The 25,875-nt window shown below is 72.2% G+C and carries 25 protein-coding genes; 12 read left to right on the forward strand and 13 right to left on the reverse strand.

What is annotated here, in order from left to right:
* Nucleotides 1-76: 76 nt before the first annotated feature.
* The 3 genes from ACIA8F_RS29320 to sigK all read right to left on the reverse strand — a co-directional run bounded on the left by ACIA8F_RS29320 (nucleotide 77) and on the right by sigK (nucleotide 3,240).
* The gene (locus ACIA8F_RS29320) at nucleotides 77-1,666 is read right to left on the reverse strand and encodes an AMP-binding protein (RefSeq protein ID WP_399383274.1); all 1,590 of its coding nucleotides are present in this window, start codon (nucleotides 1,664-1,666) and stop codon (nucleotides 77-79) included.
* 306 nt (nucleotides 1,667-1,972) lie between these two features.
* On the reverse strand, nucleotides 1,973-2,719 hold the full coding sequence (locus ACIA8F_RS29325) for an anti-sigma factor domain-containing protein (RefSeq protein ID WP_399383230.1): 747 nt from the start codon (nucleotides 2,717-2,719) through the stop codon (nucleotides 1,973-1,975).
* On the reverse strand, nucleotides 2,716-3,240 hold the full coding sequence (gene sigK, locus ACIA8F_RS29330; protein WP_399383276.1) for an ECF RNA polymerase sigma factor SigK: 525 nt from the start codon (nucleotides 3,238-3,240) through the stop codon (nucleotides 2,716-2,718). Before sigK ends, ACIA8F_RS29325 begins: the two co-directional genes overlap by 4 nt.
* Before the next feature lie 465 nt (nucleotides 3,241-3,705).
* Between sigK and ACIA8F_RS29335 the strand changes: the two genes are divergently transcribed.
* The 3 genes from ACIA8F_RS29335 (at nucleotide 3,706) to ACIA8F_RS29345 (ending at nucleotide 5,986) form a co-directional block, all read left to right on the forward strand.
* Nucleotides 3,706-3,945, forward strand: a complete 240-nt coding sequence (locus ACIA8F_RS29335) for a chaplin (protein WP_399383232.1) — start codon at nucleotides 3,706-3,708, stop codon at nucleotides 3,943-3,945.
* 457 nt (nucleotides 3,946-4,402) lie between these two features.
* A complete protein-coding gene (locus ACIA8F_RS29340) occupies nucleotides 4,403-5,056 on the forward strand; it encodes a fasciclin domain-containing protein (RefSeq protein WP_399383234.1) in 654 nt (217 codons plus the stop codon).
* Nucleotides 5,057-5,338: 282 nt separating this feature from the next.
* The gene (locus ACIA8F_RS29345; protein WP_399383236.1) at nucleotides 5,339-5,986 is read left to right on the forward strand and encodes an RDD family protein; all 648 of its coding nucleotides are present in this window, start codon (nucleotides 5,339-5,341) and stop codon (nucleotides 5,984-5,986) included.
* Nucleotides 5,987-6,041: 55 nt separating this feature from the next.
* Here ACIA8F_RS29345 and ACIA8F_RS29350 read toward each other — a convergent pair whose 3' ends face one another.
* On the reverse strand, nucleotides 6,042-6,878 hold the full coding sequence (locus ACIA8F_RS29350; protein WP_399383237.1) for a serine protease: 837 nt from the start codon (nucleotides 6,876-6,878) through the stop codon (nucleotides 6,042-6,044).
* A gap of 331 nt (nucleotides 6,879-7,209) precedes the next feature.
* On the opposite strand from ACIA8F_RS29350, the gene ACIA8F_RS29355 reads away from it, so the two are divergent.
* The 6 genes from ACIA8F_RS29355 to ACIA8F_RS29380 all read left to right on the forward strand — a co-directional run bounded on the left by ACIA8F_RS29355 (nucleotide 7,210) and on the right by ACIA8F_RS29380 (nucleotide 14,566).
* On the forward strand, nucleotides 7,210-8,637 hold the full coding sequence (locus ACIA8F_RS29355) for a glycoside hydrolase family 16 protein (protein ID WP_399383239.1): 1,428 nt from the start codon (nucleotides 7,210-7,212) through the stop codon (nucleotides 8,635-8,637).
* A 163-nt stretch (nucleotides 8,638-8,800) separates the two neighbouring features.
* On the forward strand, nucleotides 8,801-9,853 hold the full coding sequence (locus tag ACIA8F_RS29360; protein ID WP_399383240.1) for a LacI family DNA-binding transcriptional regulator: 1,053 nt from the start codon (nucleotides 8,801-8,803) through the stop codon (nucleotides 9,851-9,853).
* Between the two features lie 184 nt (nucleotides 9,854-10,037).
* Nucleotides 10,038-11,357, forward strand: a complete 1,320-nt coding sequence (locus tag ACIA8F_RS29365) for an extracellular solute-binding protein (RefSeq protein ID WP_399383242.1) — start codon at nucleotides 10,038-10,040, stop codon at nucleotides 11,355-11,357.
* A gap of 3 nt (nucleotides 11,358-11,360) precedes the next feature.
* Nucleotides 11,361-12,260: a carbohydrate ABC transporter permease gene (locus ACIA8F_RS29370; protein WP_399383244.1), complete on the forward strand. Its 900-nt coding sequence runs from the start codon at nucleotides 11,361-11,363 to the stop codon at nucleotides 12,258-12,260.
* Nucleotides 12,257-13,090: a carbohydrate ABC transporter permease gene (locus ACIA8F_RS29375; RefSeq protein ID WP_399383245.1), complete on the forward strand. Its 834-nt coding sequence runs from the start codon at nucleotides 12,257-12,259 to the stop codon at nucleotides 13,088-13,090. The genes ACIA8F_RS29370 and ACIA8F_RS29375 overlap by 4 nt, the downstream gene beginning before the upstream one ends.
* A 57-nt stretch (nucleotides 13,091-13,147) precedes the next feature.
* On the forward strand, nucleotides 13,148-14,566 hold the full coding sequence (locus ACIA8F_RS29380) for a GH1 family beta-glucosidase (RefSeq protein WP_399383248.1): 1,419 nt from the start codon (nucleotides 13,148-13,150) through the stop codon (nucleotides 14,564-14,566).
* A 97-nt stretch (nucleotides 14,567-14,663) separates the two neighbouring features.
* Here the strand turns inward: ACIA8F_RS29380 and ACIA8F_RS29385 are convergent, their stop codons facing one another.
* The 7 genes from ACIA8F_RS29385 to ACIA8F_RS29415 form a co-directional block, all read right to left on the reverse strand.
* Nucleotides 14,664-15,005, reverse strand: a complete 342-nt coding sequence (locus ACIA8F_RS29385; protein WP_383953313.1) for a TcmI family type II polyketide cyclase — start codon at nucleotides 15,003-15,005, stop codon at nucleotides 14,664-14,666.
* 20 nt (nucleotides 15,006-15,025) lie between these two features.
* Nucleotides 15,026-15,505 carry an SRPBCC family protein gene (locus ACIA8F_RS29390; RefSeq protein WP_399383250.1) on the reverse strand — a complete coding sequence of 160 codons (480 nt, stop codon included), beginning with the start codon at nucleotides 15,503-15,505 and terminating at the stop codon, nucleotides 15,026-15,028.
* A 1-nt stretch (nucleotide 15,506) separates the two neighbouring features.
* On the reverse strand, nucleotides 15,507-15,764 hold the full coding sequence (locus ACIA8F_RS29395; RefSeq protein WP_250743221.1) for a phosphopantetheine-binding protein: 258 nt from the start codon (nucleotides 15,762-15,764) through the stop codon (nucleotides 15,507-15,509).
* Between the two features lie 18 nt (nucleotides 15,765-15,782).
* Nucleotides 15,783-17,018, reverse strand: a complete 1,236-nt coding sequence (locus ACIA8F_RS29400) for a ketosynthase chain-length factor (RefSeq protein ID WP_399383253.1) — start codon at nucleotides 17,016-17,018, stop codon at nucleotides 15,783-15,785.
* Nucleotides 17,015-18,298: a beta-ketoacyl-[acyl-carrier-protein] synthase family protein gene (locus ACIA8F_RS29405; protein ID WP_399383254.1), complete on the reverse strand. Its 1,284-nt coding sequence runs from the start codon at nucleotides 18,296-18,298 to the stop codon at nucleotides 17,015-17,017. Before ACIA8F_RS29405 ends, ACIA8F_RS29400 begins: the two co-directional genes overlap by 4 nt.
* A complete protein-coding gene (locus ACIA8F_RS29410) occupies nucleotides 18,295-18,741 on the reverse strand; it encodes a cupin domain-containing protein (protein ID WP_243333070.1) in 447 nt (148 codons plus the stop codon). Before ACIA8F_RS29410 ends, ACIA8F_RS29405 begins: the two co-directional genes overlap by 4 nt.
* A gap of 77 nt (nucleotides 18,742-18,818) precedes the next feature.
* Nucleotides 18,819-19,940, reverse strand: coding sequence for a SchA/CurD-like domain-containing protein (locus tag ACIA8F_RS29415; RefSeq protein ID WP_399383256.1), 1,122 nt, complete (start codon nucleotides 19,938-19,940; stop codon nucleotides 18,819-18,821).
* A gap of 284 nt (nucleotides 19,941-20,224) precedes the next feature.
* On the opposite strand from ACIA8F_RS29415, the gene ACIA8F_RS29420 reads away from it, so the two are divergent.
* Complete coding sequence (locus tag ACIA8F_RS29420) at nucleotides 20,225-21,859, forward strand: FAD-dependent oxidoreductase (RefSeq protein ID WP_399383258.1); 1,635 nt, start codon at nucleotides 20,225-20,227, stop codon at nucleotides 21,857-21,859.
* 109 nt (nucleotides 21,860-21,968) lie between these two features.
* On the opposite strand, the gene ACIA8F_RS29425 is transcribed toward ACIA8F_RS29420, so the two are convergent.
* The gene (locus ACIA8F_RS29425) at nucleotides 21,969-22,232 is read right to left on the reverse strand and encodes an acyl-CoA carboxylase subunit epsilon (RefSeq protein WP_399383259.1); all 264 of its coding nucleotides are present in this window, start codon (nucleotides 22,230-22,232) and stop codon (nucleotides 21,969-21,971) included.
* 248 nt (nucleotides 22,233-22,480) lie between these two features.
* Here ACIA8F_RS29425 and ACIA8F_RS29430 point away from each other — a divergent pair, with 248 nt between their 5' ends.
* Nucleotides 22,481-22,840 (forward strand): DUF6204 family protein, encoded by a 360-nt coding sequence (locus ACIA8F_RS29430; protein ID WP_399383260.1) that lies wholly within the window; start codon nucleotides 22,481-22,483, stop codon nucleotides 22,838-22,840.
* Between the two features lie 84 nt (nucleotides 22,841-22,924).
* Here the strand turns inward: ACIA8F_RS29430 and ACIA8F_RS29435 are convergent, their stop codons facing one another.
* Nucleotides 22,925-23,596, reverse strand: coding sequence for a DUF4360 domain-containing protein (locus ACIA8F_RS29435; RefSeq protein WP_399383262.1), 672 nt, complete (start codon nucleotides 23,594-23,596; stop codon nucleotides 22,925-22,927).
* A 215-nt stretch (nucleotides 23,597-23,811) separates the two neighbouring features.
* Between ACIA8F_RS29435 and ACIA8F_RS29440 the strand changes: the two genes are divergently transcribed.
* Nucleotides 23,812-25,680 carry a galactose oxidase-like domain-containing protein gene (locus ACIA8F_RS29440; RefSeq protein ID WP_399383264.1) on the forward strand — a complete coding sequence of 623 codons (1,869 nt, stop codon included), beginning with the start codon at nucleotides 23,812-23,814 and terminating at the stop codon, nucleotides 25,678-25,680.
* The last annotated feature ends 195 nt before the right edge of the window (nucleotides 25,681-25,875 follow it).

The raw sequence follows: 25,875 nt of genomic DNA on the forward strand, positions 1-25,875 counted from the left end.
GGAAGGGCGGGCGCGCGGACGGCCCGCCCGGCCGGCCGGGCGCAGGCGGATCCCCGGCCGGCCCCAGGCGGCCCTGTCAGGAGGAAAGGCCCAGCAGCCGGGCCGCCGTCTCCCGCATCTCGATCTTGCGGATCTTGCCCGTCACCGTCATGGGGAACTCCTCCACGACGTGGACGTAGCGCGGGATCTTGAAGTGGGCCAGCCGGCCCTCGCAGTACGCGCGTACGGCCTCCGCGGTCAGCGGCTCGGCGCCCTCGCGCATCCGCACCCACGCCATGAGCTCCTCCCCGTACTTCGGGTCGGGCACGCCGATCACCTGGACGTCCATGACGTCGGGGTGGGCGTGCAGGAACTCCTCGATCTCGCGCGGGTACAGGTTCTCGCCGCCGCGGATCACCATGTCCTTGATCCGGCCGGTGATGCTCAGGTACCCGTCCGCGTCCATGACGGCGAGGTCTCCGGTGTGCATCCAGCGGGCCGCGTCGACGGCCTCGGCGGTGCGCTCGGGCTGGTCCCAGTAGCCGAGCATCACGGAGTAGCCCCGGGTGCACAGTTCGCCCGGTTCGCCGCGGGGGACGGTCCGGCCGGTGGCCGGGTCGACCACCTTGACCTCCAGGTGCGGCCCGACCCGGCCCACCGTCGAGACGCGGCGCTCCACGGAGTCGTCCACGCGGGTCTGGGTGGAGACCGGCGAGGTCTCCGTCATCCCGTAGCAGATGGACACCTCGCGCATGCCCATCCGGTCGATGACCTCCTTCATCACCTCGACCGGGCAGGGCGACCCCGCCATGATGCCGGTGCGCAGGCTGGAGAGGTCGTAGGTCTCGAAGTCCGGGTGGGCCAGCTCGGCGATGAACATGGTGGGCACCCCGTAGAGCGAGGTACAGGCCTCCGCCTGGACGGCGGCCAGGGTGGCCCCCGGGTCGAAGGCGGGCGCGGGGATGATCATGGCGGCGCCGTGGCTGGTGCAGGCGAGGTTCCCCATGACCATGCCGAAGCAGTGGTAGAAGGGCACCGGGATGCAGACCCGGTCCTGCTCGGTGTAGTGACACAACTCGCCGACGAAGTAGGCGTTGTTGAGGATGTTGTGGTGCGAGAGGGTCGCGCCCTTGGGGAAGCCGGTGGTTCCGGAGGTGTATTGAATGTTGACCGGGTCGTCCGGGCTCAGCACGGCCTGGGCGCGCAGCAGTTCGGCCCGGTCGGCGCGACGGCCTCGTTCCCGGAGGGAGTTCCAGAGCGGGCCGTCGAGCAGGGCGGTGAACTCCAGGTCCGGACAGCCCGGCCCGACCTCCTCGATCATGGCCGCGTAGTCGGAGGTCTTGAACCGCTCCGCCGCGACCAGCAGCCGGATCCCGGACTGGCGCAGGACGTACTCCAGCTCGTGGGAGCGGTAGGCCGGGTTCACGGTGACGAGGACCGCGCCGATGCGGGCCGTGGCGTACTGCACCATCGTCCACTCGGGGCAGTTGGGGGCCCAGATCCCGACCCGGTCCCCCTTGACGATCCCGAGGTCCAGCAGGCCGAGCGCGAGGGCGTCCACGTCCGCGGCGAACTCCGCGTACGTCCAGTGGCGCCCGGAGGCCATGTCGACGAGGGCGTCGCGGCCGGGGAACCTTCGGACGGCGCGGTCCAGGTTCTCGCCGATGGTGTCGCCCAGCAGCGGCACCTCGCTGGTCCCGGACGCGTAACTCGGCTCGACGGACGACGCCGACGCGGACGACGTGGACGAGGCGAACTGCTCGGACGGCTCGGACGGCTCGGACGGCACATGGACCCCCAGGACTCGGTGGCGGGCGCGCGCCGGGGCCCCATTGCTCCGGCGCCCCCTCATGATCCACGCGGCCCGCGGCCGGGGCCAGCCCCCGAGGGAGCGCGGTACCGGGCCCGCCGACGGGGCGGGCGGGTGACCGGAGGCCTCGCTCCAGGTCACCCGCCCGGGTGCTCCGTACGTCTGCGCCCTACGCCCTGCGCCCTACGCCGGCAGGGTCAGCAGGACCAGGGGGCTGGTCGTCGGCTGCGGCGATCCCCCGGCGGGCTCCAGCGTCAGGCCGACCGCCGTGGCCGTGCCGAGGTCGCCGTCCAGTACGGCCGCCCCGTCGCCGGTGAGGAAGCCGGCCGGGTGCATCGTGCCCCCGTCGGCCAGCCACAGCTGGTACGTGCGGCCCTCCCCGGCGGCCGGCAGCCGGTCGGTGAGGAACACGGCCCGGTCCCGCGCGGCGGAGGTGACCACCGTGGCGGCGGCTCCGCCGCTGGTGCGGCCGTGGACGCTACGGGCGTCCGGGGCGGTGACCACGGCCCGCAGCTCCTGGCTGCGCGCCTCGGCCTGCCGGGCCTCCTGCCGGGCCCGGTCCGCCTGCCCGTTCTCGTGGAGCGCGGCGCCGCCGAAGAGGGCGGCCCCGACGAGCGAAGCGGCGACGACGAAGGCTCCGGTCTTGCGCGGCAGCCGGTCCAGGAAGCCGGCCGCGCGGCGGACGCCGACCCTCGGGGGCAGCTGGCGGACGGACTCGATGCGGGCGAGCACGTCCGCCTTCATCTGCGGCGGTGGCACGAGGGACACCGCCACGGCCAGCCTGCCCGCCGTGGCGGAGAACTCCGCGACGTCTCCGGAGCACGGCGCGCAGCGGGCCAGGTGCCGGGAGAAGGCCTCCTGTTCACCCGGGCCGAGCGCGTCCAGTACGTAGGCCGCGGTGAGGGTGTGCAGTTCTTCGTCGTGCTTCACGTGGTCACCCCCATGCAGTCGCGCAGGCGGATCAGTCCGTCGCGCATCCGGGTCTTGATCGTGGGAAGAGGAGTCTGGAGTGTCTCGGCGACCTCACGGTAGGTCAGCCCCTGGTAATAGGCGAGGGTGACGGCCTGGCGCTGGAGCTCGGTCAGCCGCCGCAGGCAGCGTTTGACCTGGTCGCGTTCCAGCCGGGTCTCCACCTGCTCGCTCACCTCGTCGAAGGGCCGTTCCTGGTCGCGCACGCCCACATCGTGCTCGCGGGTGGCCGAGGCCTGGGCGGAGCGGACCCGGTCGACGGCGCGGCGGTGGGCGATCGTGGCCACCCAGGCCATGACGCTGCCCTGGTCGGGGCGGTAGCGGGCGGCCTGGCGCCACACGTCGATCATCACCTCCTGCGCGACCTCTTCCGACTGTGCGCGGTCGCGCACCACCTTGACGGCGATGCCGAAGACGGTTCCGGCCACGGCGTCGTAGAGCGCGGAGAAGGCGTCCTGGTCGCCCTGGGCGACGCGCGCCATCAGCTCCGCGAGTTCGGCCGCGACCGATCCGGGTCCGTTGCCCTGTCCGGGGCCGGTGCCCGGGCCCGGGCCGGGGAAGCGCAGCTTCTCGGGGTTCACCTGTGCGGCCCCCGTGTACGGCCGGGCCCGGGCGGGCACGCCGGTGCCGCGAGTGGTTCTCGCCGGTCCATCCATCGCATGAACGATCCTTCGTGGCAGGCGCACCTGTTCCCCGTCCGCCGGGGCCTCGGTGCGCGCCGGGTCCTTGCTGTCTCACCTTGTCTTCGGAGCGGGCCCGTGCGCGGATTGGTCGGCACATGTGCGGAAGTGCATCCGTTCGGGGGAACCGGCTCCCCTGGACCAAACCGCGCCGGTGCTCCGGACCGAAGGAGGGTCGCGGGCCCGTTCCAGGGGCCGTCGTGCGGCAGGTCACGGAGCCGATGGGCCCCGGGATCCGCCGCCGCACAGCCAGCAAGGAGATCTGTCGTGTCGCGTGTCCTCAAGACTGCCGCACTCGCCCTCGCCTCGGGCGCCCTTCTCGTCGGCGGGGCCTCGGTGGCCTCGGCCGACGCCGGAGCCCAGGGCCTCGCCGCCTACTCCCCGGGAGTCGGCTCGGGCAACCTGATCCAGATCCCCATCCACATCCCGATCAACGCGTGCGGCAACTCGATCAACGTGATCGGGCTGCTCAACCCCGCGTTCGGCAACACCTGCGTCAACGGCTGACCCAGGCCCCGGACCGCAGACTCCGGCCCGCCGCCCGCAACGGGGCGGCGGCGGGCCGGTGGTCCTCCGGACCGGCGGGGAGTGGATCACCGCTCCTGAGCGCCGCCGGGTCCGGAGGACCCGCGCGGGCGGTGGCCGTCGGCGCCGCCGCCCGCGCGTTGGGCCGCAGGGGAATTCCGGTCCCAGGACCCCGCCCCGGGACCCTCCGCAGAACGGTCAACACACCCACGGGTCTTCACTTGATCGGATGACCGACCCATCCGGGAGCGATCCCGCGCCGAAGGAGGGTCGTGAGCATCAACCGAAGGACAGTCGAGTGCGGCGCCCCCGCCGCAGCGAGCGGCCTCCCGCCGGGTCGCACCGCACCGGCCGACACCCCGACTAATCCCGGTTCCAGCCCACTTCACACACTTTCCCTTCTTTTCCCTATGCACCGCACCCTCCTCTGGAGCACACCATGAGCACCCTTCGTTTCCGCCGCACCGCCCTCGCCGTCGCCACGGCAGCCGTACTGCCCTTCGCGCTGGCCGCCTGCTCCGACTCCGGCTCCGGCAAGGACTCGGCCTCCGGTGCGGCCGCCGAGGCGAGTGCGGACGCCTCCTCCCCCGCCGCGGACGCCTCGGCCCCGATGACGGCGGACGGACCCTTCGGCGCCGCCTGCGCCGGTGTCCCCAAGGAGGGTGCGGGCAGCTTCGACGGGATGGCCAAGGACCCGGTCGCGACCGCCGCCTCCAACAACCCGGCGCTATCCACCCTGGTGGCCGCCGTCAAGCAGGCCGGGCTCGTCGACACCCTCAACAACGCGAAGGACATCACGGTGTTCGCGCCGACCAACGACGCCTTCGCCAAGATCCCGAAGGCCGACCTCGACAAGGTCCTCGCCGACAAGGCCACCCTGACCAAGATCCTCACGTACCACGTCGTCGGCCAGAAGGTGACCCCGAAGCAGCTGGAGAACGGCTCCTTCACCACGCTGGAGACCGGGAAGGTGACCACGGCCGGCTCGGGCGAGTCCTACAAGGTCAACGGCACGTCCAACGTGGTCTGCGGCAACGTCCCGACCGCCAACGCCACCGTGTACATCGTCGACACCGTGCTCATGCCCAAGTAGCCGTGGCTTCGGACCGGTGACCCGCAGGGACACCGGTCGTTGTAGAAGCGGTCAGCGAAGTGGCCCCCGGAGTCCCGGACCCGTCCTCAGGGTCCGGGACTCCATGCCGTGTTCACCGGCCCCTCACCTGGTCGGCACACGGGGCGGCGGATTGGACAAGTGGCCGATGTTACTAACACCATGGCCCCGCAAGTTCGCGGCTGCGCAGGGGGGCAATCCGCTCGTTCCACGTCCCTCCGCACGGGCCGCTCGTCCCCGCCACACCCCTGGAGAGACTTCGCCATGAGCTTCGGCGACCCGAACAACCCCTACGGCCAGCAGCAGCCCCCGCAGGGTCAGCCCGGCTACCCCCAGGGCCAGCCCGGCTACGGCTACCCGCAGCAGGCGCCGCAGGGTGTCCCCCCGCAGTACGGGTACCCGCAGCAGCCCGCCGGCGGCGTCCCCCCGCAGCAGCCGTACGGCGCGTACCCGCCGGCCGGCATGCCGCCCATGCCCGGCACCGGAATGCCGCCGCTGGCGCACTGGGGCCTGCGCGTCGGCGCGACCCTCCTCGACGGTCTGATCATCGCGGGCCCGATGTACGCCCTCATGTTCATCGGCGTCGCGATGAGCGACGGCTCCAGCAACTCCGCCGTCGGCATCCTCGTCACCCTCGGCTACCTCTACGCCCTCGGCATGGGCATCTTCCAGCTCTACAAGGAAGGTGCGACGGGCCAGTCGATCGGCAAGAAGATCGTCGGGATCAGCGTGCGCCGCGAGGCCGACGGCAACGTCCTCGGTTTCGGCATGGCCTTCGTCCGCAAGCTGGCGCACTTCCTCGACGGCATCGCCTGCTACATCGGCTACCTGTGGCCGCTGTGGGACGCCAAGAAGCAGACCTTCGCCGACAAGGTGTGCAGCACCGTCGTCATCGTGGTTCCCAAGGGCTGACCCGCCCTGCCGTCGGGGCCCGTCCGGATTCCGGGCGGGCCCCGACGCGTTCACGCTACGGCTTGGGAAGCGTGCAGCCGGGGCGGTTCAGGTCGATCGCGTTGCCGGGGCCCACGCAGGGGACGATGATGTACGTCTGCTGCGCGTAGTTGATGCCCTGCCGAACCGTGACCGTGCCGCTCTCGGACACCTCGCACGGGTTGTTGAGCGTGCAGGAACCGCCGTCCTCGTTGCCCGTGTTGTTCACGGCGACCACCTTGCCCGTCGCCGTGTCGATCACCGGGGAGCCGGAGGTGCCACCGATGGTGTTGCAGGCCGAGGTGTAGCGCAGGGAGTCCTTCCAGGTCCACTCGCCCTCCTTGAGGCGGTAGACGAACCCGTCGGCGTTGCAGCTGTACGTTCGCTTCCAGTACCCGGACACCACCTTGATCGCGGTGCCCTGCACCGGGTGGGCATCGTTCAGAGTCAGCGCGCTGATCCCGTACTGGCTGCTGATCTGCGCGTAGGTCTTGGTCAGCTGGTAGATCGAGATGTCCGTGTCGGTCATCGTGGCGTACGAGATCTTGCTCGCGCGCAGCGTCGCGACCTTGGATCCCGAGGCGTTGAGCAGCGAGAAGGAGCGGCTGGACGCCTTGTCCTTGACGACCTGACCGGCTCCCGGCATGCCGGACTCCAGACAGTGGCCGTTGGACAGGACGAGCGCCGGGTCGGACGGCAGCGAGTTCGGTACGCGGACCACGGACCCGGAACAGTTGCTGAGCGCGACCGTACCGGCGAAGTTGACCGCGACGGCCCGGGTGGCCGTGTCCCGGGGTGCCTGGGCCACGGCCGGCGAGGCCGCCGCTCCGGTGAGGAGCAGGGCGAACGCGGCGCCGGCGAGAGGCTTGTTCATGTGGGGGTTCCCCTCTGGGTGACAATGCGACCGAAGATCCTTCGGTTGTCATGCGCATTGTTGGGAGCGGTGGCTCAACTCACAAGAGGGCATGGGTAGTTCAGGCTCTTCGGGCGAACGGCCGTAATCGCACTTGCGGCGCCGGCTCCGCGACCGATAGGCGGACGGCGGCCCGGAGGGTTTCCCCGCGCCCTCCCTTGACGACCCCGGAGCCGGAGAGCACAGTGACCACCGGCAAGTCTTGAGAGCGCTCTCAAAACTCTCCGGTCCCTGCCTCCGCGCTCCCCCCACTCCCCCCGCTTCCCCCCACACCGCCTCAGAGAGGGCACCCATGCGCCTGACATCCGGCAGGAGACGACCGTCCGCCCGGCGGCGGTCCGCCATCGCCGCACTGAGCACCCTGGCCGTGGCGGCCGCGGCCGCCGCGGTCGTCACCCTGCCCGCCAACGCCGTCGCGCCGCCGGTTCCGACGGGCTGGTCCCAGGTCTTCCTGGACGAGTTCGACGGGGCGTCCGGATCCGGGGTGAACACGGCCGACTGGCAGTACACGACCGGTACGAGCTACCCCGGCGGCCCGGCCAACTTCGGCACCGGCGAGGTCGAGACGATGACCGCGAGCACCGCCAACGTCTCCCTCGACGGTGCGGGGAACCTCCGCATCACCCCGAGGCGCGACTCCGCGGGCAACTGGACCTCCGGGCGGATCGAGACCAAGCGCTCCGACTTCCGGCCCCCGGCGGGCGGGAAGCTGCGCACGGAGGCCCGTATCCGGATGCCCGACGTCACCGGCGCCGCCGCCAAGGGGTACTGGCCGGCGTTCTGGATGCTGGGCGCGCCCTACCGCGGCAACTGGTGGAACTGGCCGGGCATCGGCGAGCTCGACATCCTGGAGAACGTCCAGGGCATCAACAACCTCTGGGCCACGATGCACTGCGGCACGAGCTCCGGCGGCCCGTGCAACGAGAAGTCGGGCATCGGCGGCCAGCGCGTCTGCACCGGCACCACCTGCCAGGGCGGCTTCCACACCTACGCGGTGGAGTGGGACCGCTCCACCGCGGTGGAGGAGATGCGCTTCTCCCTCGACGGGGTCGGCTTCCACACCGTGCGCGCCAGTCAGATGGACGCCGCCACCTGGACCAATGCGACCGACCACGGCTACTTCATCATCCTGAACGTGGCCATGGGCGGGGAGTTCCCGGCAGCTTTCGGCGGCGGCCCCGACGCGGGAACCCAGCCCGGCTACTCCATGGTGGTCGACTACGTCTCCGTCCTGCAGTCCACAGGCGGCACGGCCCCGCCGACCACTCCGCCCACGACCCCGCCCACCACCCCGCCCCCGTCCGGGAACCGCGACGCCTACGCCGCCATCCAGGCCGAGTCCCACGACAGCCAGGCCGGCACGGCCAAGGAGACGACCACGGACGCCGGGGGCGGCCAGGACCTCACCACGATCGGCAACGGCGACTGGGCGCAGTACAAGGGCGTCGACTTCGGGTCGGCGGCCGCGACCCAGTTCCACGGGCGGGTGGCCAGTGGGGCGGCCGGCGGGGTGAGCGGGCTCGTCGAGGTCCGGCTCGACAGCCGGACGAACGCGCCGATCGGCAGCTTCGCCGTGGCCGGCACGGGGGGCTGGCAGAGCTGGAAGACCGTACCGGCGAACATCTCGGGGGTCACCGGCACGCACGACGTGTACCTGACCTTCACCAGCGGCCAGCCGGCCGACTACGTGAACCTCAACTGGTTCGACTTCGGGCACTGAAGGGACCGGGGAGCACATCCATGCCACCCTGACGCCGCCGCCCCCGGACACCACCGCCGGGAGCGCTCTCAGCGTTCCCGGCGGTACGGGTTACCCTGCTGTCCGACAGGGCCGGGGCCTCCACACCCCGGGCCGCCGCCCCGGACCCGCACGAGGAGCGCCGATGGCCGAACAGGGTCCCGCCGGCCGGCCCACGCTGGAAGCGGTGGCGGCACGTGCCGGGGTGTCCAGAGCCACCGCGTCCCGGGTCGTCAACGGCGGCGACGGAGTGCGCGCGCACCTGATCGACAAGGTCCGCGCCGCCGTCGTGGACCTCGGCTACGTGCCCAACCACGCGGCCCGCACACTGGTCACCCGGCGCACCGGCGCGGTCGCCGTGATCATCGCCGAGCCGGAGATCCGGATCTTCTCCGACCCCTTCTTCTCCCGCCAGGTCCGCGGCATCAGCAAGGAGCTGACCGCGCACGACACCCAGCTGGTGCTGCTCCTGGTCGAGGACCGCGGGGATTACGACCGCATCGAGCGGTACCTGGCGGGCGGTCACGTCGACGGCGCGCTCGCGTTCTCGCTGCACACCGACGACCCGCTGCCCGCGATCACGCACCGCATCGGCATGCCCACCGTCTACGGCGGCCGGCCCGGCTGGACCGGGCAGGCCGATGGGGCCGCGCCGTACGGCCCGCTGTCGTACGTCGACGCCGACAACCGCGGGGGCGCGCGCGAGGCCGTACGGTACCTGCTGTCCCGGGGGCGGCGGCAGATCGCGCACATCGCCGGACCGCTGGACCAGACGTCGGCGACCGACCGGCTCGACGGGTACCGGGACGTCCTGCTCGACGCGGATCCGGCGCTGGTCGCCGAGGGGGACTTCACCGCGGCGGGCGGAGCCCTGGCGATGGCCGAACTGCTGGAGCGCTGCCCGGATCTCGACGCGGTGTTCGCCGCGAACGACCTGATGGCGACGGGCGCGCTGGGCGTGCTGCGCGAGCGGGGCCGGTCCGTGCCGGGGGACGTGGCGCTGGTCGGCTTCGACGATGCCGAGCTGGTCGCGGAGGGCGCCGATCCGCCGTTGACGACGGTGCGCCAGGACATCGAGGGCATGGGACGGCTGATGGTCCGGCTCCTCCTGCGGTCCCTGGATCCGGCGCACGCAGCGCACCGGGTGCCGGGTTCCGTGATCACCCCGACCTCGCTGGTGCTGCGCGGCTCCGCCTAGACCGTCTCCTTCGGAACTGCCGCCCCGGGGCCCAACTCCCCTGCGCGCAGAGGGGAACCGGCGATTCCCGGCCGTCCGCCGCAGGGCTCTTGACTGGGCGCCCGTGTGGGGTGCACGCTCCAGTCGCGCTTTGAGAGCGCTCTCAGAACCGAGCCGAATCCGCCCCACCGCAGGAGGCCGCACCATGCCCATCTCCCGAGCCGCCCGAAGAGCACCCCTGCGCCTCGGCGCACTCGCCCTCGCCGGGGCCCTGCTCACGGCCGCCTGCGGTTCCGGCTCCGACGCGGGTTCCGGCGCATCCGGGGCCCCGGGCGGCGGCGGTCGGGTCACGCTCACCGTGGACCTGTTCGGGGCCTTCGGGTACCAGGAGGCCGGGCTCTACGCCGAGTACGAGCAGCTCCACCCCAACGTCAAGATCAAGCAGACCGACACCGAGGACGAGCAGGACTACTGGAAGTCGCTCCAGACCAGGCTGGCCGGCGGGGGCGGCCTGGCCGACGTCCAGGCCCTGGAGGTGGGACGCATAGCCTCGGTGACGCAGAAGCAGGCCGACAAGTTCGCCGACCTCAAGGAGTACGGGGCGGCCTCGCTCCAGGGGGAGTTCGCCACCGCCAAGTGGGCCGCGGCGACGACGAAGGAAGGCAAGGTCCTCGGTCTCGGCACCGATGTCGGCCCCGAGGCCATGTGCTACCGCAGCGACCTGTTCAAGGCGGCCGGACTGCCCACCGACCGTGCGGAACTCGCCACCCGGTGGGCCACCTGGGACGGCTACCTGGAGCTCGGCCGGCAGTACAAGGCCAAGGCCCCATCCGGCAGCGCCTGGCTGGACAGCGTCGCCAGCCTGAACTCGGTCATGGTCGGCCAGGCGAAGGAGAGGTACTACGACGCCTCGGGTGCGCTGATCTACGAGAACGGCTCCGCGGTGAAGTCCGCCTGGGACGCCTCGGTCAGGGCCGCGGCGGACGGACTCAGCGCCAAGCTGGACCAGTGGTCACCACCGTGGAACCAGGCCTTCTCCTCCGGCTCCTTCGCCACGATGCCCTGCCCCGCCTGGATGCTCGGCTACATCAAGGGCCAGGCCGGCGAGGCGGGCAAGGGCAAGTGGGACGTGGCGAAACTGCCCGGCGGCGCCGGCAACTGGGGCGGCTCCTACCTCGCCGTGCCGCGGGCCGCGCAGCACAAGAAGGAGGCCTACGAGCTGGTGAAGTGGCTGACCGCGCCCGAGCAGCAGACCAAGCTCTTCCGCAAGCAGGGCAACTTCCCCTCGGCCGTGAAGGCCATCGGGCAGATCGCGGACGCCAAGGACCCGTACTTCTCGGACGCCCCCATCGGGCAGATCTTCGGCGAAGCGGCCGAGCAGGCCCCGGTCCAGGTGCTCGGCGTGTACGACAAGGACATCGCGGACCAGATCACCAACGCGCTGAGCGAGGTGGAGCGCAAGGGCACACCGCCGGAGGCGGCCTGGTCGAACGCGAAGAAGGCCGTCAAGAACGCCCTGGGCTGAGCCGTGACCCGTACCTCCCGCAGGGGCGCGGCCCCGTACGCCTTCATCGCCCCCTTCTTCGCGCTCTTCGCCGCCTTCGGCCTGTTCCCGCTCCTCTACACGGCGTACGTCTCCGTCTACCGCGTCGAGCTGCAGGACCCGGGCCGGATGGAGTGGCGCGGCCTGGACAACTACACCGCCCTGTTCGGCGATCCGTTCTTCTGGACGGCCCTGCGCAACACCGTCACCATCGGCGCCCTGTCCACCGTGCCGCAGCTGCTGATCGCGCTCGGCCTGGCCCACCTCCTCAACTACCGGCTGCGGGCCCGGACCTTCTTCCGCACCGCACTGCTGCTGCCGTACGCCACCTCGGTGGCCGCGGCTTCGTTGATCTTCGCGCAGCTCTTCGGACGGGACTTCGGACTCGTCAACACCGTGCTGGACGCGGTCGGCCTGCACCCCGTGGACTGGCAGACCGGGACGGCCGCCTCGCAGATCGCCGTCTCGTCCATAGTGGTGTGGCGCTGGACCGGCTACAACACGCTGATCTACCTGGCGGGGATGCAGTCCATCGCGGCCGAACTGTACGAGGCGGCCGAGGTCGACGGGGCGTCCACGTGGCGGCAGTTCCTGCACGTGACCCTGCCGGGGCTGCGGCCCACCATCGTCTTCACGGTGGTGGTCTCCACCATCGGCGCCACCCAGCTCTTCGGGGAGCCGCTGCTCTTCGAGGGCTCCGTGTCGGGGGGCATCTCGCACCAGTACCAGACCCTGGGGCTCTACATGTACGAGCAGGGCTGGGGCTTCTTCCACCTGGGCCGGGCGGCGGCCATCGCCTGGGTGATGTTCCTGCTGATCGTGGCGCTGGTCGGGGCCAACGCCCTGCTCGTGCGCCGCCGTTCCGTCAAGGAGGCCGGCCGGTGAGCTCCTCCCCCGTCGCCCGCCACGGCGGCCGGCTGACCTACGCGGTGCTGGTCGTCGCGGTCCTGGTGTCCGCGTTCCCGCTGTACTGGACCCTGGTCGCGGCGAGCCGCTCCAACGCCGACATGGCCCGTCCCGTGCCCTCGCTGCTTCCCGGTCCCAGGCTCGCGGCCAACTTCCAGGCGGTCCTGGACGAGGCGGACATCGGCACGGCGCTCCTCAACTCGCTGATCGTGTCGAGCGCGATCACCGTGGGCACCGTGCTCTGTTCCACGCTCGCCGGCTTCGCCTTCGCCAAGCTCCGGTTCCGGGGGCGCGGCGCGCTGCTGGGCGCCGTGGTCGCGTCGATGATGATCCCGCCGCAGCTGGGCGTGATCCCGCTGTTCATGCTGATCGTGAAGCTGCACTGGGTGAACGAGCTCCAGGCCGTGGTGCTGCCCGGGCTGGTCTCCGCCTTCGGGGTGTTCTTCATGCGGCAGTTCCTCGCGCAGTCCCTGCCCGACGAGCTGATCGAGGCGGCCCGGGTCGACGGGGCCTCGTACGCCCGGATCTTCTGGTCGATCGTGGTGCCGGTGGCCCGGCCGGCCATGGCGGTGCTCGGTCTGCTGACCTTCATGACGGCCTGGAACGACTTCTTCTGGCCGGTGGTGGCGCTGTCCTCGCAGGAGCCGACGGTGCAGGTGGCGCTGCGCCAGCTCGGCGGCGGGTACGTGCACGACCAGTCCGTGATCATGGCGGGCACGCTGCTCGGGACCCTGCCCGTGCTGCTGGTCTTCGGTCTGCTGGGGCGGCAGATCGTGGGCGGCGTCATGCAGGGCGCGGTCAAGGGCTGAGGCCCGCTCGCCTCCCCTCACCTCCCTTCCCTCCCTCATCCCTCCAGGAGTGCCTTCATGACCACTGTCGACGCCTCCCCCTCCGCCGGGGCCGCGCTCCTCTTTCCCCCCGGGTTCCGGTGGGGCACGGCGACGGCCGCCTACCAGATCGAGGGCGCGGCCGGGCTGGACGGGCGGGGTCCCTCGATCTGGGACACCTTCAGCCACACCCCGGGCAAGGTGCTGGGCGGCGACACGGGGGACACGGCCGCCGACCACTACCACCGGATGGCCGAGGACGTGGGCCTGATGAGCCGGCTCGGCGTGAGCGACTACCGCTTCTCGGTGGCCTGGCCGAGGGTGCAGCCCACCGGCCGGGGCCCCGCCGCGCAACGCGGGCTCGACTTCTACCGGCGGCTGGTGGACGCACTGCTGGAGGCGGGGATCCGGCCCGTGGCCACGCTCTACCACTGGGACCTCCCACAGGAACTGGAGGACCGCGGCGGCTGGCCGGAGCGCGGCACGGCGGAGCGGTTCGCAGAGTACGCGGGCCTCGTCGCGCAGGCGCTCGGGGACCGGGTGGCGAGCTGGACCACCCTCAACGAACCCTGGTGCGCGGCCTTCCTCGGCTACGCGGCGGGGGTGCACGCGCCCGGCCGCATCGAGCCGGCCGCCGCCCTGAGGGCCGCCCACCACCTCAATCTGGCCCACGGGCTGGGCGTACGGGCGCTGCGCGCGCAGCTGCCCCGGTCGGCGGAGGTCTCGCTGACGCTCAATCTGCACGCGGTGCGGCCGCTGACGGACGCGGCCCCCGACCGGGACGCGGCGCGCCGCATCGACGCGGTGGGGAACCGGATCTTCCTCGACCCGGTGTTCCACGGGCGGCTGCCGCCGGACCTCGTCGGCGATACGGCGGCGCTCACGGACTGGTCGTTCGTGCGCGACGGCGATCTGGCGGCGGCCCGCGAGCCGCTCGACTGGCTGGGGGTGAACTACTACTCCCCCACCGTGGTCGCGGCCGCCGGCCCGGGCGAACCCGCCGCGGAGCGGGCTCCGTCCCCCTGGCCCGGGGCGGAGGGACGCGTACGGTTCCTGCCCGCGCCCGGTCCCCGTACGGAGATGGACTGGCCGGTGGATCCGGACGGGCTGTACGAGCTGCTGGCGCGGCTGCGCGAGGAGCTGCCCGGGGTTCCGCTGGTGATCACGGAGAACGGTGCGGCGTACGCCGACCGGGTGGGCCCGGACGGGGAGGTCGCCGATCCGCAGCGGATCGCCTACCTGCGCCGCCATCTGGAGTCGGTGCACCGTGCGATCGCGGACGGGGCGGACGTGCGCGGCTACTTCGTGTGGTCGCTGCTGGACAACTTCGAGTGGGCGTACGGCTACGGCAAGCGGTTCGGGATCGTGCACGTGGACTTCGCCACGCAGCGGCGCACGCCGAAGGACAGCGCGCGCTGGTACGCGGACGTCATCGCCCAGGGCGGCCTGGCGCCCTGAGGGACGGTGGCACGGTGGCGGGCGCACGGTGGCGGGCCCCGCACCCGGGTGGGTGCGGGGCCCGAGGCCTGCCGGTCGCGCGGGTCGCTCCGTACGGCTAGCCCGTACGGGAGGCGCCCGGACGTTCCCAGCGGTAGAACTCCTGGGCCATGGCGTCCTTCGGGCTGCGCCAGGTCTCCGGGTCGTGCGGGCTGACGTAGGCGGTGAGCCGGTCGCTGAGGTCCCGGAACTCGGGGTGGCCGGTCACTTCGGCGATGGCCGGACCGGGGGGCCGGTCGGACTCGATGAAGTGCATGTACACGTCGCCGAACTGGAAGAGACTGCGGCGGGTGACCCCGACGAGGTGCGGAAGCTCGCCCGCGTCCGAGGCCGCGAAGAGCTCGGCGATGTCGGGGGCGGACTGCGGCGCCATGCGGGCCACGATGAGAGCGCGGTGCATCCGGTGTGCTGCCTTTCGTCTCAGACGCGGCTGGCCGCGGGCGTGCGGCTCTCGCGTTCGCGCTGTTCGATCTTCTCCCTGATCAGTTCCAGCTGGACCTTGGAGTTCCGGTTGATGTTCGCGGTCATCCACTCGTCGTCGACGGGTGCCTGCGGCTTCATCGCGAAGTCCTGGGTCCACACCATCCGGGTGCCGCCCGGAACCTCGAAGTACTGCCAGTGGATGTCCATGTGCTCGAACGGGCCGGTCTCGACCCGGCGGGCGCGCACGGTGCGGCTGACGGGGTCGGGCGTGCGTTCGGAGACCCAGCTCCACACGGTGCCGTTCTCGTCGGGGTGCATCGTCAGGCGGAAGCGGGTGGTGGGTCCGTCCTGCTCCAGGATCTCCAGCGAGGCGTACTCGCTGAACAGCCCGGGCCAGCTGGGGAGATCGTTGGTCATCTCCCAGACGGTCTCCATGGGCGCCTTGACGACGATCTCGTTCTGGGTGTGCCCTGCCATGTCACGCTCCGGTCATGAGGCTGGTGTTGACGAGGTCGAGGAATTCCTTGGGGGTCTTGCAGCGGTCCGCGTCGGTGGGCAGGGCCCGGCCGCGCTGGTTCTCCAGCAGGCCGACGATGCCGAGCAGGCCCAGCGAGTCGAGGCCGTAGTCGTCGAACAGGGAGTCCGGGCGGTTCTTCATGTCGGCCGGGTCCACGGTGATGCCGGCCCCGGACTTCATCAGGGCGGCCAGCTCCTCGACGGTCAGTCGTTCGGACATGAGCTGCTCCTTCTGTCTCTAGGAGGGGATCTTGATGACGAGCGCGGCGTTGGAGCCCATCAGGCCCCGGCTCAGGACGAGCGCGGTGCGCAGCTGCGCCGGGCGGGCGCTGCCGGTCACCACGTCGAGGTCGTGGCACACGTCGAACACGTTCGGCGTGGGCGGGACGATGCCGTGCTCCAGGGCGAGCACCGCGGCGGCGGTGTCGAGGGCCGGGGCGGCGCAGTAGGCCCGGCCCGTCCCGGTCTTGGGTGCCGTGACCGGCACCCTGCGCCCGTGTGCTCCGAGGGCGGAGACGATCGCGGCCGCCTCGGCCCGGTCGGCTTCCGGGGTGCCGAGGGCGTCGGCGAAGACCACGTCGACCTCCTCGGGGGCGCAGCCCGCCTCCCGCAGGGCGCCCTTGATCGCGTGGGCCAGGCCCTCGGCGGAGGCGTCGGCCCGGTCGGGGTGGTGCGGGCCGGTGAAGGTCGCCGCGTGCCCGGCCAGCAGGGCCCGTACGGAGGCGCCCCGGCTGCGGGCCGCCCGCTCCTCCTCGACCAGGAACATCGCGCCGCCCTCGGCGGGTACGAAGCCGCAGGCCTTGTCGGTGAAGGGCCGGTAGGCCCGGTCCGGGTCGTCGTGGGTGCTCAGTGCCTCGTAGCCGAGCTGGCAGACGATGGAGTACGGGGCCAGGGGCGCCTCGGTGGCTCCGACCAGCATGGCCTTGCTGCCCTGGTGGATGGCCCGGGCGGCGTGCGCGAAGGCGTCGAGTCCGCCCGCCTCGTCGGCGGCGACGACCCCGCAGGGGCCCTTGAGGCCCCGGCGGATGGAGATCTGCCCGGTGCTGGCCGCGTAGAACCAGGCGATCGACTGGTAGGGGCCGACGTAGCGCGGTCCCTGGCCCCAGAGGTGCTGCAGCTCGCGCTGGCCGAACTCGCCGCCGCCGGATCCGGCGGCGGTGACCACGCCGACGGAGAAGGGGTCGTCCTCGTAGTCGGCCCGGCCGAGCCGGCCGTCCTCCAGGGCGAGGTCGGCCGCGGCGAGGGCGTGGTGGGTGTAGCGGTCGGTCTGGACGAGGTAGCGCTCCTCGACCATGGAGGCCGGGTCGAAGCCCCGTACCTCGCCCGCCACGCGCAGCGGGAGGTGTTCGCAGCCCTCCCGGGTGACGCGGCCCAGGACCGAGGCACCGGATTCGGTGGCCTTCCAGAAGGCCTCGGCGCCGATGCCGTTGGGTGCGACGACTCCGATGCCCGTGATGACCGTACGGACGCTCACGAGACCACCTCCTCCTTGCGCTCGTCGGGGCGGGTCATGACGACCGCGGACTGGAAGCCGCCGAAGCCGCTGCCGACGGAGAGCACGTTGCGCAGGGTGCGCTCGCGGGCGACGCGCGGGACGTAGTCCAGGTCGCATTCGGGGTCGGGGGTCTCGTAGTTGGCCGTGGGCGGGACGACCTGGTGGGTCATCGCCAGGACGCAGGCGGCCAGTTCGATCGCCCCGATGGCGCCGAGCGAGTGCCCCACCATGGACTTGATGGAGGTCATCGGCGTCTTGTAGGCGTGGTCTCCCAGGACCTTCTTGACCGCCGCGGTCTCGTGGCGGTCGTTCTGCTTGGTTCCGGAGCCGTGCGCGTTGACGTAGTCGATCTCGCGGGCGTCGGTACGGGCCTGGGCGAGGGCGGTTTCGATGGCGCGGGCCATCTCCAGGCCCTCGGTGGTCAGTCCCGTCATGTGGTGGGCGTTGCCGAAGGTGGCGTAGCCGCCGATCTCGCAGTAGACGGTGGCGCCGCGCGCACGGGCGTGTTCCAGCTCTTCGAGGACGAGGACGGCGCCGCCCTCGCCGAGGACGAATCCGTCACGGTCGGCGTCGAAGGGCCGGGAGGCGTGGGCGGGGTCGTCGTTGTTGGGCGAGGTGGCCTTGATGGCGTCGAAGCAGGCCACGGTGATCGGCGAGACGGGCGAGTCGGAGGCGCCGGCGATGCAGACGTCCATCTTGCCCTCGGCGATGGAGTGGAAGGCGTAGCCGATGGCGTCGAGTCCGGAGGTGCAGCCGGTGGAGACGGTCTGCACCGGGCCGCGCGCTCCCGTCTTCTCCGCGACGGCGGAGGCGAGGGTGGCCGGGGTGAAGGCACGGTGCAGGTGGGGCCCGGCGAGCCGGTGGTCCACGTCCCACCAGTTTCCCGACTGGCTGACGGCCACGTAGTCGTGCTCCAGGCGGGTGGTGCCGCCCACGGCGGTGCCGAGGGAGACTCCGGTGCGCCAGGCCTGGTCGCTGGTGAGGTCGAGTCCTGCGTCGCGCACCGCCTCGGCGGCGGCGACCAGCGCGAACTGGATGTACCGGTCCGCGCGGGCCGCCTCCTCGGTGCCGAGGCCGTGTGCGGCGGGATCGAAGTCGACCTCCGCGGCTATCCGGGAGCGGAAGCCGGTCGGGTCGAAGAGGGTGATGCCGCGGGTCGCCGTACGTCCGTTGGAGAGCAGCTCCCAGAAGGCGGGAGCGCCGATCCCACCGGGGGCGACGACGCCGACCCCGGTGACGGCCACGCGCCGGCGGGTCACGAGACCGCTCCCGCGCGGTCCGGCGGCCGCTCCCATGCGGAGCCCTCCGGGTGGACGGCCTCCTCCGTGTCCACGTGCCCGAGCTTGGGGTCCGGGGCGAGCGGTCCGAGGTGGAAGACCATGCGGGCCTCGGTGCCGCCGACGTTGCGGAACCGGTGGCGCACGTTCATCGGGACCAGGAGTCCCTGGTCGGTGAGGAGCGGGTGGGCCTCGCCGTCGAGGTCGACCTCCAGCTCGCCGGCCACCACGTACACGAACTCCTCGGAGTACGGGTGGTAGTGCTCGGCGATGTGCTCGCCCGGCGCCATGACGGCCAGTCCCATGAAGCCGCTGGTGCAGCCCACCGAGGTCGGTGTGAGGACGGCCCTCAGGTCGCCGCCGCGCCGCGTGTTCGGCTGCGTCTCGCTGAGGTCCACGATGTGCGGTGGGCGTTGTCTGGTCATGGCGGGGGTTCCTCCTGGCAGTGGGGAGCCTGGACGGGGCTGGTGGGTGGGGTGGGGGTCCGGGATGCCGCTCGGGGTCAGCTCTCGGCGGGGGCCCGGCGGTCGGTGATCAGGCTCATGGTGTGACGGACCGCGGTGGCGGCGGACCCGTCCGGCCCCTCGACGGGGCCGGCCATCAGGCGGGCGAGGACGGCCGCGTTGCGCGGTCCCTTGACGCCGAAGGCCGTTTCCAGCCCGGCACCGTGCGGGCTGCGCACGTCGATGAGGCGTACGACGGTGTCGTCGCGCTGGAAGATGCTGCTGCTCACGGTCGGGGCGTCGGCCCGGTGGGCGGCTTCCTCGTCCTGCCGGGCGAGGAACCGGGCCAGCGCCGGTCCGCAGCCGGGCTTGGCCGGGTAGAACAGCGCGTGGCGCCGTACGTCGGAGCGGTCGGCGGCGCCGGCCTCCCGCGCGGCGACGTGGTGGACGGCGGGGAGCGCGGCCCGCATGAAGAACATCCGGGCGGACTCGGGGTCGCCGAGGTCGCGGTCCTGTTCCAGGTAGGGGTTGATGGCCTCTTCGACGGCTCGTACCTCGGGCTGCTCGGAGACGTGCCGCAGGGCCGCCATCAGGTCGCCGCGGACCTCCACCGTACGGACGACCCGGTTGCCGTGCATGAACAGCGAGGTCCGCAGCAGCCGGGTGTGCCCGTCCACCTTCGCCTCCGGGGAGGCGTAGCTGGAGAGGAGCGCGGCGACCTCCTTCTCGCTGCCGGGCTTGACCGTGAAGGTCAGGGCGTGGCGCACGACGCCGGCGCCGAGCCGGGGCGCTTCCTGGAGCCGGGCGCCGGTGGGCCGCTGCGCGTCCTGGTAGCCGCGGCCGGTCTCGCGCAGGACGGTGTACTTGAGCGGACGCATGGCGCGGGCGCAGGCACCGAGCGGTCGCACCTGTTCGGCGTGGTGCTCGCTGTTGACCCAGGCGAGGTACTGCGGGGCGCTCTCCCACTCGCTGGTGATGAGCCACTGCGAGGGGTTCTCGAAGGACTGGCAGAGCTGGTCGCTGATGTGGCCCGGTTCGGACGCGATGTCGTGGCGCAGCTGCTCGTAGGCCTCGAAGAACCGCTGCTGGGCTCCTTCGTGGAGGTCCATCAGCAGGACGACCCTGAGCATGGATCCGTCGAAGGCGGACTGTGACACCCGTTCGGACAGGGTGGTCGTCATCTGCTCACTCCTTCGTGAGGCCCCGGGGGAGGGCGGGGGTGTTCATCGCGGGCGGACCCTCGTCCGCCATCGGCGGTGACCGCCCTGACCGGCGGCCGTCGCGGGGACGGCAGGCCGGTGTGTCTTCGGGGGAACCGCTGTCGCTCATCGTCATCCGGGTGCGGACGTACCGCTACATCTCCGGATCAAGCGGGTGACAACCGGCGTATCTCCTGGGCTTGGGCGGCGATCGGGGGCATAAAAGAGTGCACTTCCCCCACACAGAATTCAGGAGCTCGCAGCTGATGGAAGACACGGCAGATGTTCGCGTACCGGTTCTCGTCGTGGGCGGCTCCCTCGTGGGTCTGTCCACCTCGCTGTTCCTGAGCCGCCACGGCATCAGGCACCTGGTAGTGGAGAAGCACGCCGGTACCTCCGACCACCCGCGCGGGCGCGGCATCAACGCCCGGACCATGGAGTTGTTCCGGGTGGCCGGGGTGGAGGGCGCCATCCGCCAGGCGGCGTCCGCGCTGGAGAACAACAACGGCATCCTGCAGACGCAGTCCCTGCTCGGCGGCGACCACAACTGGCTGGTCAAGGCGATCGACCCGGCCGGCGCGCTGAGCAAGTTCAGCCCCAGCGCCTGGTGCGTGTGCAGCCAGAACAACATCGAGCCGATCCTCGCCGCGCAGAGCCGCGCCCAGGGCGCCGACGTGCGCTTCTCGACCGAGCTGATGAGCTTCGACCAGGACGAGACCGGGGTGAACGCGCTGGTCAAGGACCGGGAGACCGGTGAGCACATCACCGTGCGCGCCGACTTCCTGATCGCGGCGGACGGCCCGCGCAGCCCCGTGCGCGAGCAGTTGCGCATCCCCCAGACCGGGGCGGGCGAGCTGTTCCACAACGTCAGCGTGACCTTCCGCTCGCGCCAGCTCGTCGAGGTGCTGGGCGATCTGCGGTTCATCGTCTGCTACCTGATGAAGCCGGGTGCGGACGGGGCCCTGCTGCCGGTGGACAACGAGACCCAGTGGGTCTTCCACCTCCCGTGGCACCCGGACCAGGGCGAGACCCTGGAGGACTTCACCGAGGAGCGGTGCGCGGAGCAGATCAGGGCCGCGATCGGCGTACCCGGCCTGGACGTGGAGATCAGCGGCAAGGCACCGTGGCACGCCGCCGAACGGATCGCGGAGCGGTACTCGTCCGGCCGGGTGTTCCTTGCCGGGGACGCGGCCCACGAGATGTCCCCCACCGGTGCCTTCGGTTCCAACACCGGCATCCAGGACGCGCACAACCTGGCGTGGAAGATCGCCGCGGTGCTGGGCGGGTCCGCGGGCCTCGGCCTGCTGGAGACCTACCAGGCCGAGCGTCATCCGGTGGCCCTGGCGACCGCGGCGCGCGCCTCGGCCCGTTCGGCCGAGCACAGCCACCCGGGGTACGCGCCGCCGCCAACCATGGGCGGCGGACCGGGCAGCGGGGTCATGACGACCGCGATGGCGTACGCGTACCCGAGCGGGGCCTTCGTCGGCGGCTCTCCGGACCGGCCGGTCATCCCGGAGGGGATGCGCATGAAGGGCGACCCGGGCACCCGGGCCCCGCACATGTGGCTGAAGCGGGCCGACGGCGAGCGGGTGTCGACGCTGGACCTGTACGAGCGCTCGTTCGTGCTGCTCTGCGGGGCGGGCTCGCCGTGGCGCGAGGCGGCCGGGCGGGTGGCCGAGCGGCTGTCCGCGAAGCTGGACGCCTACTCCATCGGCTCCGCCCAGGGCGCGGACCTGGTCCAGGAGGACGGCGCCGACTGGACCGAGGTGCACGAGCTGTCGGAAGCCGGAGCCCTGCTGGTGCGCCCCGACGGGTTCGTCGCGTGGCGCTGCGAGGGGGCGGCGGCCGACCCCGAGGCCGCGCTGACCGAGGCGCTCTCCACGGTGCTGCGCCGGGCCTGAACGGCCCGTACGCCGGGTGGTCCCCCTGCCGCCGGCCCGTAAGCGGGCCGGGGGCAGGGGCGTTCACGGGCGCCGGCGGACCGTGCCGGCGGACTCGTGCCGGTCCGCGTCAGCCGCAGGCCCAGCAGCCCGCCCAGCAGCCGGAGCCGTGGTGCGGGGGGCGCCGGCGGCGGGCGGTCCCGGCGGAGGCCGTTCCCGCCCCGGGGGCCGTTCCCGCTCCGGGCGCCGTGTCCGCGCAGGCGGAGTTGCGGCGGGCGAAGCAGGCGACGACCACCGCGATCGCGGCGAGTTCCTCGGGGGCCGCCACGCCCTTCTCCACGCGGATCAGGCTGGTGATCGGGGCCATCTGGGCTATCGGAGCGTCCTTCAGCATCGGCTCGGCCTCTCGCACAGGCGGATAGCGGGACCCCCCTCGCGGAGTCCAAGGACTCCGGACGCTGCCGACGCTAGCGGGGCGCGACACGCCCGGCACGCCGGGCAGTTGCACGAAAGCCCAGGTCGCAGCCGCGCCGACCGGGTGACACCGGGGTGCGCGCGGGCGCACGGTGATTGGGCCGTCGGAGTGGCGGGGCTCCGGAAATCCCGGTGCGTCCGGCTGAGGGGGCCGCCTAGGCTGAGGGGATGAGCACCCGCACCTTCCGCATCACCGTCCGGGGGTCCTTCGACGGACTCACCGAAGAGCAGCGCACGGCCCTCCTCGCGGACGCGGCCCGGCACGACATGCTGACGGCCGAGTTCACCGCCGAGGGGCACCTCACGTACGACGTGGCGGCCCGGCCCTTCTTCACCTTCCGCTTCCTGGCCGAGGGCGAGGCGGAGGAGGACATCCTGGACGCGACCGCGCACGCCGAGCTCGCCGCGGAGACCTGGCTGACGGAGCACGGGTACGGCTTCAAGCGGATGAGCTCGCAGGCCCAGGACCTCACGCTGGCCCCCTTGAGCAAGCGGCAGCGGCAGGCGGCCGCGCGGGGCGACTCCTGAGCGGGAGCACCCTCGCGCGGCCGCCGGTGGGGCGGGCGCCGGGCCGGATCGGTGGGCCGGGCACCGTCAGCGGGCCGGGCCGGGTCAGCGGGCCGGGCACTTCTTCCAGGCGAAGTGGTACACGCTGTTGATGCTGCCGTCGGTGGAGTCGAGGGCCATGTAGCTGGTCTTCGACGCGTCCGAGGTGCCGACCTCGGCGCGCAGTTCGGTGTTGATGTTGAAGTTGCGCAGTTCGCCGCAGGGGGCGAAGACCAGGGCCTCGATGCCCGTGGTGTCGGAGGCCTGCCAGTTGTCTTCGAGCCTGCCCTGGAACGTGTGGGTGCGGTAGTCGGTCTGCTTCATGCCCTGGAAGTAGTAGCTGGCCTTCTGGGTGCCGACGGCGCCCTTCTGGAGGCTGCCGAAGCCCCGGTAGTCCACCTGGGCGACGGCGTAGGTGTACCCCTGCGGGACGTGGACGAGCAGGGAGAGCAGACAGTTCTTGCGGCCGTCGGTCGGCGCGCTGTTCCCGCCCGCCATGGCCAGGTACTCGCTGTAGGTGACGGTGAAGGCCGAGTTGTCCTCGGCCACGGCGACGGTGGCGCTGCCCGGCCGGCAGCCCGAGCCGTTGACCGTGGCGACGTCGACGGTCACCCGGTCCTGCGGCGCGGCGGGAGCCCCGGGGCCGCCCGCCGCTCCGGCGGCGGAGGCGGGCAGGAGGGCGAGGAGGCCGCCGGTCACGAGGACGGCGCCGAGCGCGGTGCGCAGTGTTCTGATCACCCGGCCATGGAAGCGGTCCGTACCGGGCCGCGCGGTGAACGGGTGCGCGGTCTCACTCCGATGGCCGGGCCCTTTCACCGGAGAAACGTTCGGGCAGCACCGCGGGGAGGGCCGAACGGCCCATCTGAGGAGCGCCGAGCACGTGGGACCGGCTGATTCCTCCCGGTATTTCCTATGATGAGCGCCCTACGGAACCGCCCGCGCCGAGGAGTCCCATGCGCCGCCTGCACCGGTCCGCCCTGCTCTCCGCGACCGCGGTCGTCTGCGCCCTGGTCCTGGCGACCGCGCCGCCGGCCGCCGGGGCGCCGCGCCACGACTCGGACGGCGGGACCGGAGCGAGCACGGTGACCGGCGGGAAGGGCGGGACCGGCGGAACCGAGGCCGCCGAGGCCGCCGAGGCAGCCGTGATCGGCGCCGGACATGCGCGCGCCCACGCCGAGCTCCGCCGGGCGTCCAAGGGCGCCGTGGAGTACCCGCAGTCCCGGCGCAGCGCGAGCCTGGCCTCGCTGGCGGACTCCCAGCGCAAGGCGAACGCGGCCTACGAGGCGGCGGTGTCGGGACGGTTCGCGGAGTACTTCCCCTCCCCCGACTTCGGCGTGCACGTCGCCCAGCTGCCCACCGGCAAGGTGCTGCTCTTCTCCTTCTCCCGGGTGGAGACCGACCCCACCAAGGAGACCGGCCCCACGGACCGCATCGGGCCGGCGAACGCGGGCCGTGCCTACCTGTGGGATCCGGCGAAGGGGACGGGGGCCCGGGCGTTCAAGAAGGTCACCCCGCCCGTGGTGCTGATGCCCGACGGTACGCACGCCCCGCGGCCGGCTCCGTTCTTCTGCGCCGGGCACTCCTTCCTGCCGAACGGGATGCTGGGGGTGTTCGGCGGCAACACGGGCGGCAAGGGCGGCAGCGGGGCGAAGCTGTCCTTCGTCTTCGACCCGTGGACCGAGGGCTGGTACCGCAACCGCGACATGGCGGTGGGCCGCTGGTACCCGTCGGTGGTGACCGGGGCGGACGGCCGCCAGATCATCATGTCGGGCCAGTCGGAGCGCGGTACGGGGACGCCCACGCCGGTGGTGGAGAGGTTCCCCGCGCCGGGGCAGCCCGTGCCCTGGCGCCCGTACGACATCCCGCTGGACCTCTCCGTGCAGCGGATGCGTTCCGACGCGCCCTTCCGCAACGACTACCCGCACCTGTTCTCGCTGCGCGACGGCATGATCTACGGCCTGGGGCGCGACGCCGACCAGCAGTGGCTCTTCGACCCGCGCACGGAAACCCGTACGGACCTGCCCAGACGGCCCGCCGACTTCCGGGGCTACGGCTCCGCCGTGCCGCTGCCGGCGGGGTTGCGCGGACCGGACTCGGTGCTGGTGCTGGGCGGGGATCCGCTCGACCCGAACACCTACCGGCTCTCGGGCGGCGCCTGGACCACGGAGGAACCGCGCGCCTTCGGCCGGACCCAGGACGACACGCTGATCCTGCCGGACGGCACGCTGCTGACGGTCAACGGGGCGAAGGACACCAGGGATTACGGGTTCGGGCCGTTCAACCCGAAGGCCGACCTGAAGTTCCGCCGGACGGAACTGCGGGGCGCGGACGGCCGGTGGCGGCTGGGGCCGGCCCAGCGGCTGCCGCGGGGCTACCACTCCAACGCCCTGGTGCTGCCGGACGGCCGGGTCATGGTCACCGGGGACGAGCTCCAGCAGATCGCCAACGACCCCGACATCAAGGACGGGATGGACGGCTCGATCGAGATCTACGAGCCGCCCTACCTGCACCGGGGAGCCCGGCCCGCACTGGACCGGGTCCCCGCGGGCGAGATCGCCCACGACGCGGAGTTCTCGGTCGAGAGCGGGACGGCCTCCCGGGTGCGGCGCGCGGTCCTGCTGGCGCCGAGCACCGTCACCCACGCGGTGAACACCAGCCAGCGCCACCTGGAGCTGCGGATGACCGGTGTCCGCGGCCGCACGATCGGGCTGCGGGCGCCGGCCACTGCGGCCGACGCCCCGCCCGGGTACTACATGCTGTTCCTCCTCGACGCCGGGGGCGTGCCCGGCACGGCGAAGTGGATCAAGCTCGGCAGGCGGTGAACCCGCCCGCCGCCAGTTGCCGCTTAGTACTGCAACGGTTCTTTCGTTGACGGTTGGGCAGTTTTGGCGTTGTGGTGGATATGGGGTGGGGGTCGGTACGGGCGGATGCCCGTGTGTGGTCGGCTGGGTTGTCGGAGTTGCATGAGCGGTTCGCTCACCGGTTCTCGAGGGTGGAGCCGCGGGAGTCGGCGCTGG

This window comes from Streptomyces sp. NPDC051563 (genome assembly GCF_044454225.1).
GTDB lineage: Bacteria > Actinomycetota > Actinomycetes > Streptomycetales > Streptomycetaceae > Streptomyces.